The organism is Alkanindiges illinoisensis, from assembly GCF_004377485.1.
In the GTDB taxonomy this organism is placed as follows: domain Bacteria; phylum Pseudomonadota; class Gammaproteobacteria; order Pseudomonadales; family Moraxellaceae; genus Alkanindiges; species Alkanindiges illinoisensis_A.
Genome location: NZ_SNTY01000036.1, coordinates 37,066 through 49,172 on the forward strand (window position 1 = coordinate 37,066; position 12,107 = coordinate 49,172).

At 47.7% G+C, this 12,107-nt stretch carries 9 protein-coding genes and 2 pseudogenes; 5 read left to right on the forward strand and 6 right to left on the reverse strand.

Annotated features, from left to right (window positions below; genetic code table 11):
- Nucleotides 1-10 precede the first annotated feature (10 nt).
- Nucleotides 11-1,162 (forward strand): 5-(carboxyamino)imidazole ribonucleotide synthase, encoded by a 1,152-nt coding sequence (locus E2B99_RS09215; protein WP_134244788.1) that lies wholly within the window; start codon nt 11-13, stop codon nt 1,160-1,162.
- A 199-nt stretch (nt 1,163-1,361) separates the two neighbouring features.
- Here the strand turns inward: E2B99_RS09215 and E2B99_RS09220 are convergent.
- Nucleotides 1,362-1,787: pseudogene (locus E2B99_RS09220) on the reverse strand (GFA family protein).
- Between the two features lie 439 nt (nt 1,788-2,226).
- Here E2B99_RS09220 and E2B99_RS09225 point away from each other — a divergent pair.
- The 3 genes and pseudogenes from E2B99_RS09225 to E2B99_RS09235 all read left to right on the forward strand — a co-directional run bounded on the left by E2B99_RS09225 (nt 2,227) and on the right by E2B99_RS09235 (nt 5,535).
- Nucleotides 2,227-3,027 carry a nucleotidyltransferase domain-containing protein gene (locus tag E2B99_RS09225; protein WP_134244691.1) on the forward strand — a complete coding sequence of 267 codons (801 nt, stop codon included), beginning with the start codon at nt 2,227-2,229 and terminating at the stop codon, nt 3,025-3,027.
- A gap of 258 nt (nt 3,028-3,285) precedes the next feature.
- A pseudogene (locus E2B99_RS09230) lies at nt 3,286-4,476 on the forward strand (lytic murein transglycosylase); the annotation flags it as partial.
- A gap of 246 nt (nt 4,477-4,722) precedes the next feature.
- Nucleotides 4,723-5,535, forward strand: a complete 813-nt coding sequence (locus E2B99_RS09235; RefSeq protein WP_166739027.1) for a DUF4850 domain-containing protein — start codon at nt 4,723-4,725, stop codon at nt 5,533-5,535.
- 40 nt (nt 5,536-5,575) lie between these two features.
- Here the strand turns inward: E2B99_RS09235 and E2B99_RS09240 are convergent, their stop codons facing one another.
- Nucleotides 5,576-6,352 (reverse strand): AraC family transcriptional regulator, encoded by a 777-nt coding sequence (locus tag E2B99_RS09240; RefSeq protein ID WP_134244694.1) that lies wholly within the window; start codon nt 6,350-6,352, stop codon nt 5,576-5,578.
- Nucleotides 6,353-6,480: 128 nt separating this feature from the next.
- On the opposite strand from E2B99_RS09240, the gene E2B99_RS09245 reads away from it, so the two are divergent.
- Complete coding sequence (locus E2B99_RS09245; protein ID WP_134244695.1) at nt 6,481-7,407, forward strand: ATP-binding protein; 927 nt, start codon at nt 6,481-6,483, stop codon at nt 7,405-7,407.
- A 64-nt stretch (nt 7,408-7,471) separates the two neighbouring features.
- Here the strand turns inward: E2B99_RS09245 and E2B99_RS09250 are convergent, their stop codons facing one another.
- The 4 genes from E2B99_RS09250 to grpE form a co-directional block, all read right to left on the reverse strand.
- Nucleotides 7,472-8,362, reverse strand: a complete 891-nt coding sequence (locus tag E2B99_RS09250; RefSeq protein ID WP_240687785.1) for a matrixin family metalloprotease — start codon at nt 8,360-8,362, stop codon at nt 7,472-7,474.
- A gap of 190 nt (nt 8,363-8,552) precedes the next feature.
- Complete coding sequence (locus E2B99_RS09255; RefSeq protein WP_240687786.1) at nt 8,553-8,936, reverse strand: lysozyme inhibitor LprI family protein; 384 nt, start codon at nt 8,934-8,936, stop codon at nt 8,553-8,555.
- A gap of 251 nt (nt 8,937-9,187) precedes the next feature.
- Nucleotides 9,188-11,143, reverse strand: coding sequence for a molecular chaperone DnaK (gene dnaK / locus E2B99_RS09260; RefSeq protein WP_134244697.1), 1,956 nt, complete (start codon nt 11,141-11,143; stop codon nt 9,188-9,190).
- A 237-nt stretch (nt 11,144-11,380) separates the two neighbouring features.
- Complete coding sequence (grpE, locus tag E2B99_RS09265; protein WP_134244698.1) at nt 11,381-11,959, reverse strand: nucleotide exchange factor GrpE; 579 nt, start codon at nt 11,957-11,959, stop codon at nt 11,381-11,383.
- Nucleotides 11,960-12,107: the final 148 nt, after the last annotated feature.

The window sequence follows — 12,107 nt, forward strand, 5'->3', positions numbered from 1 at the left end:
CAACTCCCCAATGGTCAAGACAGTGGGTATTTTTGGTGGCGGCCAGTTGGGACGAATGCTGGCACAGGCTGCCTTGCCACTCGGGGTACAATGTACGTTTTATGAGGCTGGAAGCGAGTGCCCATCAGCCGCGCTAGGCCGGGTGATTGACAACACACAAGCCAATGCCCTGCAAACCTTTATGGACAGCGCAGATGTATTTAGCCTTGAGTTTGAAAATACGCCACTGGCTGATGCCGATGCCTTAACTGAGCATCAAGGCCAGCACAAAACCCTGTATCCACCGCGACAGGCACTGGCCATTGCACAGCATCGCCTATCAGAAAAGGCATTGTTTGACCAGCTTGGTATCCCCGTGGCGCCCTATTCAGCCATTCACTCACTTGCAGATTTGCAACAAGCTGCTGAGACTCAGGGTTTGCCCTTGGTGGTGAAAACCGCAACCGGTGGCTACGATGGCAAGGGCCAGGTTGTGATCCGTGAAGCAGCGCAAATTGAGCAGGCCTGGGCGGAGTTGGGCAAGGCTGCCCCACTGATTGCTGAAAGCTTTGTGCGCTTTAGCCGTGAAGTGTCGATTATTGCAGTGCGTGGGCAGGATGGTGAAGTGCGCACTTGGCCACTGGCTGAAAACCATCACAATCAGGGCATTTTATCGCATTCGATTGTGCCAGCACCGCACAGTCAGGATTTGCAGCCGATTGCCACTGATTATATTACCCGCCTGCTGAATCATTTGAATTATGTCGGCGTGCTTACCTTGGAACTGTTTGTGACTGAACAGGGCCTGTTTGCCAATGAAATGGCGCCACGGGTGCATAATTCCGGGCACTGGAGCATCGAAGGTGCTGTTTGCTCGCAGTTTGAAAACCACATGCGCGCAGTTGCAGGCTTGCCGCTGGGTTCCACGGCATTGGTGAAGCCCACTGTGATGGTTAACATCATTGGTCAGCATCCTAACAGCACCGACATTCTGGCGCTGGAAGGTGCGCATTTGCACCTGTATGGTAAAACCGAGCGTGCGGGACGTAAGCTGGGTCATATTACCCTGATGCCCGTCGATAGCCGCCAGTTAAGCCAGTTGTGTCAGCAACTTGCTACTCTGTTGCCAGAACCATTGGCACTCACAGCAGATATGGTAATTCCACTGGCAGATGAGGTCTAAAAAACACGGTCTTGTTAGACAATTTTTTTGGTTTTTGTGTCTTGCCATTTTATAATGGTAACGTGAACGGCTAGTTTAGTTTGTTACACCCTTTCGATGGGGCACATCGACCAAACCCTCTTTCAAAGGTGGCTCCTGCCACCTTCTTTTTTGCCTAAAATTATTCAAAACCATTTTTAAACACTAGATTTATAAGCCATTAAGGTCGTTCTGCATATTGTGGCAAACCATCACAAATTACATCCCATTCGGCTTTGTATGCGGCAAAAATATGCATCCTTGGGCCATGGGTGAGAGGTGTGTCCAGTGTGCCCAGACGCAAGCGATAATGTGCGGGGTCATTGTCGCGCTTGCTATAAATCGGCGCACCGCAATTGCCACAAAACACCCGGTGTACCCCGGGGCTTGAGGAAAATTCCTTTAAGCTGATTTCGCCTATGACTAACTCAAAATCTGCACGTTTGATCGGGGCATTGACCGCCCGCTTATATCAAAAGCCCCTACCATTTGCCTTGCGGCAACGCTGGCAATGGCAAATTACTACCTCACCAATTTCGCCATTAATCTGATAGGCCACACTACCGCACAAACAGGTTCCGGAATACATAGTGTCCTCTTTGATCAATTATTAGTAGTTATCCACAAGTCAGTAGTATTTTTCATGGTTTTATTTGAATTTAAAAGTCTTTATTTTTAAATTCAAACTCCAAAGCTGGTAAAATTAACAGATTGTGGATAAGTCTGATGAGCTAAAAGCAGTAATTAGAAATAAATTCAAAGTTTTAAATTTAAACTTTTGAATTCATTTTTTAGACTGCCAGCTGATGTTCATTACTAAAAAATCGGCTTTTAGCCAAGAATTATGAATTTAAAACCATAAAATTTGAATTTAAAGTTGCTGCAATAGAATGGATTATTTTAAATTTAAAAAACTGACAAAATGAATTTAAAATTTTGAATTCAAAAATTATGCTTGGGTGTAAAAAATTTGAATTCAAAAGTCCTGTTTTAAATTTAAATATTTTATTTTGAATTTATTTTAATTAATTGTTTTGAGATAACACATGACAGATTTTCATCCTGCCATTTCAGCGGCAGCGCATCACGAAATTCAACAGCGGCTTTTGCGTGCTGAACAGGAACATGAAGTTAAAATCCTGTATGCCATTGAATCGGGTAGCCGTGCCTGGGGCTTTCATTCGCCGGATAGCGACTATGATGTACGTTTTGTTTATGTCCGGCCGCAAGATTGGTATTTAAGCATTGACGTTGAAGATCGCCGTGATGTGATTGAATACCCGATTGTTGACGAAATTGATATCAACGGTTGGGATTTGCGTAAGGCGTTGCGCTTGCAGGCCAAAAGTAATCCAGCCATTGTGGAATGGCTAAATTCACCGATTGTTTATCGCGAGCAGGGTCGTTATGCAGTTCAGGCGCGCCAGTTGCTTGCACAGCATTACAATAAGGCACGCGGGTTTTATCATTATCGCAGTACTGCGAAAACACATTTTCAGCAGTTTCTACAAGGTGAGCAGGTTAGGCTGAAAAAATACCTATATGTGCTGCGTCCGCTGCTGGCTGTGCGCTGGATTGAGCAGTTTGGTGGCGTTGCACCGATTGAGTTTGAACGACTGCGTCAGGCATTAAATGAGACTTCCGTACAACAGGCCATTGATGCCCTACTGCTGCAAAAGCGCCAGCATGGTGAGGCAGAAGCACAACCAGCAGTTCCGGTACTGCAAGCATGGATTAAAGCTGAACTGGAACGCTTGCAGCATGTAGTGCCGGCACAGGATATGGAACCTGTCGCATTGGCAAACCTAAACCAGTTATTTTCGCAGTTACTACACGCACAAGAATAACATTGGGGCAACCACACTAAAAACAGCAAGGTTTATTGGGCTTTATAGGTGGCCTTTGTACTGCTACATATTAAAACCAAGCGGCTTTTTATAGGCCGGGCTGGGCATGTTAAGGTAATACCCAATAACGTGAGTACCCATAGCCATTGAATGGCCTGATTTGTATGCTGATAGTATGCAAATGGGTGCTCTGACATTCATGCGCGTTAAGGTAAAACAATGAAACGTAGTGATATCACCAAAAAACTATCCTTATTGACCATGGCTGGCCTGTTGACAATACCTGTGAGCGGTTTTGCTGCTGATGACGGGGTTTCTGAAAGCCAGTTTCAGGGCTGTTTAAGCAATTTGCGGGGTGATGCTATTGCAGCCGGGGTGTCCGGGCAGGCGTTTGACCAGTATACAGCCAACCTTGATCCGGACATGACCGTGATTGAAAAACTGAATTATCAGCCGGAATTTAGCACACCCATCTGGGATTATTTGTCGGGTCTGGTGGATCAGGAACGGGTTAATCTGGGGCGGCAAAAAATGGCCCAGTATGCGGATGCCTTGCGGCGTATTCAGGCGCAATATGGGGTAGAACCTGCGGCTGTGGTGGCTGTATGGGGCGTAGAAAGCAATTTTGGCGATATTTCGGGTAAATATTCACTGGTACAGGCACTAGGCACCTTAAGCTGCTATGGCCGTCGTCAGGGTTATTTCCGTACCGAACTGTATGCCGCATTGCGTATCCTGCAGGCCGGGCATATTAGTGAAGAGCGCCTGCGTGGTTCATGGGCGGGTGCATTTGGCCATACCCAGTTTATGCCATCCACTTTTGAACGGCTGGCAGTGGATTTTGATGGCGATGGCCGCCGTGACATTGTCGATAGCGTGCCGGATGCGCTGGCTTCAACCGCCAATTTTTTAAAGAAATCCGGCTGGCAAACCGGTATGCCGTGGGGCTTTGGAGTTCGCTTGCCTGCGGGGTTTGATGACAGCGGCGAGGGCAGGCGCAGCAAACGCTCACTGGCCAGCTGGCAGCAACGTGGCCTGACCCGTGTGGATGGTTCTCCCCTGGTTCAGGGCAATTTGAGCACGTCCAGCATGGCAGGCTTGCTGGTTCCTTCAGATACCAGTGGCCCGGTATTTCTGGTGTTTAAAAATTTTGATGCGTTTTATAGCTACAATGCCGCAGAAAGTTATGCCTTGGCTATTGCCCATTTATCTGATCGGCTGAAAGGTGCCGGGCCGCTGGTTACCCCGTGGCCAACCGATGATCCGGGTACATCACGGGCGGAACGTCGCGAAATCCAGCAATATTTGCTGGCCAAAGGCTATGATATTGGCGAACCGGATGGTTTGATTGGTGACAAAACCCGGCAAGCCATCCGGCAGGAACAGGCACGCTTTGGCTTGCCGCAAACTGGAAGGGGCGGGCAGCGTATCCTGCAAGTGCTAAGGCAAAATGCCCAGCAGTCTGGCCAAGTTAGCAATGGTAGCGCAGCAGCAAATACAGGCACCGTAAGCCAGCCTGTCCCTGTCGTTATCACTGCGCCCACCACCGAGCACAGTGAAAACTTGACTATTCAGCAAACAATCCGGCAGACCCCAAAAAACATGCAGGGTGAACCGTTTTAAGCAGGTTAATTCATGCTAAATCTAAAGCAGGATACATGTGATCCTGCTTTTTTTATCAGGAAAACAAACGCTATGTCTTTGCAGCTCAGTGGTTATATTTACAGGATGCGGTTTTTATTCGTTGGTTTGGGTCTGGTGTTAGGTGTAAGCACGACAGGATTTGCTGATGATCATATTTACCAGTTTGCTTTCCCAAAATTACACAGCTCAGCGGCAGAACGTGCCCGGATTCACCAGTGGATAGCGCTGGGCAATGCCCGGTTTAAGGGGAACATTTTCATTCCGGCCTATGGCATTAGTATTGAAAATCCGGTCAGTGACGGCATAAAAGAAGATGCTTTGCTCAAGGATTTCACATCCTGTCAGCCAAAAGCCTGTAATTTCAACTTCACACTCAATGCTGCACAGGCACAGCAATTGGCGCTTTATCAGGTCGAAGGCTTGGGATGGTTTTTGGCGCCCAGGCACTGGAATACCATTGAAGCCAGCATGGGGCCATCGGGCATTGCAGCGCTTGTCATGTTTAGTCCTGATGGAAAACAGTATCTGAGCATGGACGATAGTTCCGCCTGTGTAGGCTGTGCATTAAGCAGTGCATCATTGTTTTTTAAAGCCGCGCAACAGGAAGCCAAAAAAAATGAGTTCTGGTTTTATAGAGGCAGTAATGTCCCTGTAAAGACTGTGCATTTGAAAACTGCTCCAGATGGCGGTCAAACAGCGCTTTACCACTATCAACTAGTTTCACATTATCCCAGTGATGGCGTGGCAAAATTTACTGGCATGCAGGCGGATATTGTGAATTTCAGGCGGATGACGGTTAGCCTAAACCCAAAGGACAAGGCACTGGCACAGGTAATGCTTAATTTTTACTTGTTCAGCCATTAATCTGAGTTTGGGAAGTTGATGTTCCACGTGAAACATCAGCTCAGGACTGGCGGCAAAACAGGGAAGGGGTTAAACCAAACTGCTGCTTAAAGCTGGCGGTAAAGGCACTCTGGCTGGCATAACCCACCTCAAGCGCGACAGAAATAATCTTTTCACCACGCGCCAGTTTTTCAAGCGCTAAAAGCAGCCGGGCCTGTTGCCGCCACTGACCAAAACGCAATCCGGTTTGCTGGATAAACCAGCGCTGCAAGGTCATCTGGCTCATGCCCAGTTGCTGGGAAATCTGAGCAATGGTGCTGTGCTGCTGTGGAAAGTCCAGCAACTGCTGGCAATGCTGTTGAAGGCGTAAATCTGTGGGCCATGGCAAGTAAAAGGGCAATAAAGGAGATAGCCTAAGTTCATCCAGCAACAGCGCTGTAATGCGGCCTTCACGTGAATTTTCGCTATAGGGTGCCATAATCTGGCTACTGGCCAGAATCAGCTCGCGCAGCAACGCTGAGGTTTGCAGCACACAAATGGCCGCATTAAAATGCATCACCACACTGGGTTGAATAAACACGCTACGCATTTTAACTGCTGTTAACATGGTGACCGCATGCCATGTCTGCGGCGCCAGCCAGACTCCGCGCTGTGAGGGCACAATCCAGCGGCCTTTGGCGGTTTCAATCAGCATAAGGCCTTCAATCGCATATAGCAGCTGGGCTGTATCATGCGCATGGGTGGCAAAATGATGGCCAGCCGTATAATCGATTGCCATGCTATAAAGCGGCACATGCGCCTGTTCAAAGGCCACAAAATAATTGGGATCAGACTGCATAAACAAATGTTGCTTTGGCGACAATTTTTGAAAGTTTAGCGCAATACAATCGCGGCTAATAGTCGCATAATAGAAACGTGGTCTGTCAGCCGGTGGCCGTTTTGCCAGAGTGGAGCATTGAGATCAACATGACTGAGAAACGTAGCGAACAGGATTTAATCCAAGCCATTGCCCAGCTCACTGCACGGCTGGATCAATTGACACAGGTGTTTGGCCATCTTTTTCCCTCGGTAGTGCCGGATACGGCGGTGCTGGATACTGCCATTGCCTTTCGATGGGAAAAAACCGAGGCCTTGCTACAGAGTGCTGGTTTTATTCCCTTGCACCAGCCACAACTGATTGAGTTTGATGCCCTGTGCAATGTGGACAAGCAGCAGCTTAAAATTCGGCAGAATACCGAACAGTTTGTGAAAGGATTTTTTGCTAATAATGTGCTGCTCACTGGTGCACGCGGTACGGGAAAATCGTCGCTGGTTAAGGCCTGCCTTAAGGAATTTCATGCGCTGGGCCTGCGCGTGATTGAAGTGGAAAAGAAGTTTTTAAATGACTTGCCACGTATTGTGGCGGCCATTAATAACCGCCCGGAAAAATTTATTATTTTCTGTGATGACCTGTCGTTTGAAGAAGGCGATACCAGCTATGCCGGGCTAAAAACCGTGCTGGATGGTTCGATTGCCGGGCCATCGAGCAATGTGCTGATTTATGCCACCTCCAACCGTAAGCATCTCATGGTTGAAAAAAACCGCGATAATCTGGAATACCATCAAAGTCCAGATGGCGAAATTCATCCGGGCGACAGTATTGAGGAAAAAGTATCTCTGGCAGATCGTTTTGGCCTGCAAATTACCTTTTATGGCTTTAATCAGCAGGAATATTTAAACCTGATCCATGTCTGGCTCAGCCGATTTGGCTGGTCTGATGAAGACATCAAGGCACAGGAAAAGCTGGCATTGCAATGGGCCACGCAAAAGGGCAACCGTTCTGGCCGGGTTGCCATGCAGTTTGCCAAGCAGGTGGCTGGGCAGCGTATGATTGAGCAGGAGCAGGGACACTAAAATTTTTTATAGGTTCCACGTGGAACCTTAAAGCTAAAAATAGCATCAGTGGCTTTTATTTTAATTAATGAAGGTGCTGTGCCAGCAGGGTTTTATCAGCCACCGTCAGACGGAAATGATCGACATCCTGCTGTTTAAGTACCGGGTACATCAGGGCATAGGGATCGGTGTTATGACCAAGGCCCAGCGCATGTCCCAGTTCATGCGCAATGGTTAGACGTAAATCGGCAGCTGAACTAAATTCATAAATATTGATGTGCTGGCCATCATAAACCCCTTTTTCAAATTCACGCGGCGCAAAGCGTGCCTGATAACGACTCACTGCATCATTATAGTGATCGGCCATTTGATTGAGGCTGCCTGCCACCTGATTCAAGGCATTGACCTGCTGGTTATAACTGTCAATGGCAGTGCGGATATCCTGCTGTTCTGCATCCAGCAGGCGTTGCTGTTGCTCCAGTTGCTGGCGGTTAAACTCATCCAGCGTGCCCAGTGCATTCCAGTCCTGCACGGTGCGGTTGTAGCTGGCTAGCCGCTGCTGAAAAGCCGCTTCACGCAAATCCAGTTGCTGGCGTTGCTGCTCCAGTTGCATCTGACGCTGACGATATTCACTACTATTGCTTTGCTGGCTGGCCAGTTCCTGTTGTAACTGTTGCTGCTGGGAGTGGCGCAGGTTACTTTCAAGCTGCCGCTCATCAAAGCGCAGGTTAATGCTTAGGCGCGCTGAGGGATCATAAACAAATAAGGTTTTGCCGGTGCCCTGATGCCAGATTTCAGTGGCCTGTTTGGCTAAATCAATCACTTCGGTTTTTGACAGCTTAAATTGCGGGTCAACTTGCCCAATCCGGTAATGCACCCGGTGATCAAATGGATGCAACAGCTGGGTGGCCAGACTGGTGTGGCGACGCTGCGATTGTCCCGCCTGATATAAATAAAACAGGACAATGATGACCATTAAGACAGGCAACCAGGAACGCATTAGCATGAACACGAATAGAGTTATTTTATTGAGTATAAAATGGCGCGTGCTTAGATTAAAGCAAACTTTTTAGTAAAAACTGACCTGAAAAGCAGGCATAAAAAACCGCTCACATGGAGCGGTTAATAACAAACAGATGCTCAAAAACAGTTTTGGCGCAAAGCTGTTAATTATCCAGTTTGCTGGCTATACAGCCCACGGTATTACATTCACGCAGACGGTCATTAAGCCAGTTGGTACGGTTGGTGGTCTGATCCAGCAGGCAGGCGCTATCAATCACTTCACCCATATCCACGCTATTCATGGTGCAAGCCTGATCACGTTGCTTGATCCAGCGAATCTGTGCACGACGCAGGGTTTTTTTCTCATTCACTTTGAGTTTTTTGACCAATTGCTGATAGGTGGCATTGAGCTCTTTATCGGCCTTTTGATAAATGATATTGCTACAGTGAATGGCATCCAGACTATTACGGGTATGGTCACAATTATCAGCCTGCGCTGTAAAGCACACAGCAGCCAAGCCAGCCCCCAGTAATAATTTTTTCATCATTGCCTGCATCATTATTGTCCTCGGTTGTTGTCTTAAATCTATTGGTTAAAGCCATTATTGTTGGTCATTATGAATGACTTAAGAGATAAATTTTAAAGCGCGATAGGTTAAATACCAGTGTGCATTTGTTATTCTGTGGTTTGAACAGCCTTACATGAAAGCCCAAACAAAATTTAAGGCCATAAAAAAGCCGCCCCGGTTTTTTAACCAGAGCGGCTTTTATTTTTACCCGAAAGGGTCAGGCCGACAAATTATTTTTTGTCGTCTTTCACTTCGGTAAATTCGGCATCAACCACACCATCGTCGGCAGGCTGTTGCTGTTGACCACCGGCACCCTGACCAAAGCTGTTTGGATCAAAACCTTGCGCACCGGCATCACCACCTTGCGGCTGGTTCTGCTCATACACACGCTGCATTAATGGCAGTGAGGCATTGGACAAGGCTTCAATCTTGGCCTTGATGGCATCAACATCATTTTCCTTGGTGGCCGCTTCGAGCTCAGAGATTGCCGCATCAATAGAGGCTTTTTCTTCATCAGTGGCTTTGTCACCCAGATCCTTGATGGCTTTTTGTGTGCTGTGAATCAGGCCATCCGCTTCGTTGCGTGCCTTGGCCAAGTCCTCGAATTTTTTATCTTCTTCGGCATTGGCTTCCGCATCACGGATCATTTGCTCAATTTCAGCATCAGACAAACCGGAGTTGGCTTTAATTTGAATGGACTGCGCTTTGCCAGTACCTTTGTCCTTGGCAGATACATTCAAGATACCATCTGCGTTGATATCAAAGGTTACTTCAATTTGTGGCATACCACGTGGTGCTGGTGGAATATCTGTCAGGTCAAAACGTCCCAATAGCTTATTCTGTGCAGCCATTTTGCGCTCACCCTGGAACACCTGAATGGTGACCGCTGGCTGGTTGTCATCGGCGGTTGAGAAAACCTGTGATTTCTTGGTTGGAATCATGCTGTTTTTCTCAATGATCGGTGTCAATACACCGCCCATGGTTTCAATACCCAGCGTCAGTGGCGTTACGTCCAGCAGCAGTACATCTTTCTTGTCACCGCCCAATACTGCACCCTGAATGGCTGCACCGACAGCAACTGCTTCATCCGGGTTCACGTCTTTACGTGGCTCTTTACCAAAGAAATCCTGCACTTTGGCCTGTACCAGTGGCATACGGGTTTGACCACCCACCAGAATCACGTCATCAATGTCAGAAGCTGACAAGCCAGCATCTTTCAGTGCAATTTTGCAGGGTTCCATGGTACGCGCTACCAGATCACCCACCAGACCTTCCAGTTTGCTACGGGTGATATTCACCACCAGGTGTTTTGGACCAGAGGCATCAGCAGTAATGTAGGGCAGGTTTACTTCGGTTGATGATGCAGAAGATAGCTCAATCTTGGCTTTTTCTGCCGCTTCTTTTAAGCGTTGCAGTGCCAATGGATCATTCTTCAGGTTAACACCCTGTTCTTTCTTGAATTCTTCAACCAGAAAGTCAATCAGTGCCAGGTCAAAGTCTTCACCGCCCAGGAAGGTGTCACCATTGGTGGACAGTACTTCAAACTGCTGTTCGCCATCAACGTCGGCAATTTCAATAATGGACACGTCAAATGTACCACCGCCAAGGTCATACACGGCAATTTTGCGGTCGCCTTCTTTCTTGTCCATACCAAAGGCAAGGGCAGCAGCAGTTGGCTCGTTAATAATACGCTTAACGTCCAGACCTGCAATTTTACCGGCATCTTTGGTAGCCTGACGCTGCGCATCGTTGAAATACGCAGGCACGGTAATTACCGCTTCAGTTACCGTTTCGCCCAGATAATCTTCGGCGGTTTTTTTCATTTTTTTCAGGATTTCAGCAGAAACCTGTTGTGGAGCCAGTTTTTTGTCGTTGACGTTTACCCACGCATCGCCATTGTCAGCCTGTACAATTTTGTACGGTACCATGGCAATATCTTTTTGAACCACGTCATCGCTGTAGCGACGGCCAATCAAACGCTTGATGGCAAACAGGGTGTTTTTTGGGTTGGTCACGGCTTGACGCTTGGCGCTCTGGCCAACCAGTACTTCACCATCTTTATAAGCAATAATGGATGGCGTGGTGCGTGCGCCTTCAGCATTGTCGATTACTTTTACTTTGTCGCCTTCCAGTACGGCAACACAGGAATTGGTGGTGCCTAAGTCAATGCCAATAATTTTGGCCATGTGTATCTCTCCTCATCATTTTGCAGTAGTGGCTGCTTGTTATCCGATATCGGTGTGAATCGGTAAATTTCAAGCAAATCCTGCAAAAAATTTTAAAAATAATTCAAAAAAAGCGTCGAAAAACAACGAATCACAGCACTGCTTATGCACAGCAGCAGGCTAGTCAAACTTAATCAATCATCAGCGCGCTTTAGGCAGGTCAAGAGCCAGCGCGCGGGTTTAATTCATTTGTTGCCATTACTGGCCAACGGTAACCATGGCCGGACGCAGTAAACGGCCGGACAGGCTATAGCCTTTTTGCAGCACATTGGCCACCTGACCTGCCGGGGTATTGGGATCAATGCCCACCGCCTGATGCAGCTCGGCATTAAACGGCTGACCTGCCGGATCAACCACGCTAATACCGTGTTTTTCCAGCGCACCCAGCAAACTTTTATGGGTTAGACGCACACCTTCAATCACCGGGTTTTCATCATTGCCTGCCGCTGTGAGTGCACGCTCCAGATTGTCAACCACGTCCAGCAAGCTACCGGCAAACTTTTCCAGTGCATATTTTTTGGCGTTGTCGGTTTCGCGCTCAACCCGTTTCTGGAAGTTGTACATGTCGGCATTGGCACGGGCTTTGACATCGGTAATTTCTGCTTCAAGTTCGGCAATGCGCGCCTGCAAATCTTCCGGGCTAGCGTTGTTGTCATTGTCATCTACAGGCGTAGCGGAAGGCACAAAATCGCTATCGTTCTTGATCTGATCCTGTGGGTCGATCTGCGCATTGTTGTTGGTGCCGTTTTCAGGTATGGAATTGTCTTGGCTAGACATGGCTGACCTCCGTTTAAAAAATTGAATCATGTACAGTCCTTAGGCCTTGCGGCAATGTTTTGACGTTGCTGTACGTTTCAGTAAAACCTGTCCCTTGAGTGAGGGTAATCGTGCTGAAATTCAAGAAAATAATGCTGTTTTTTTGGTG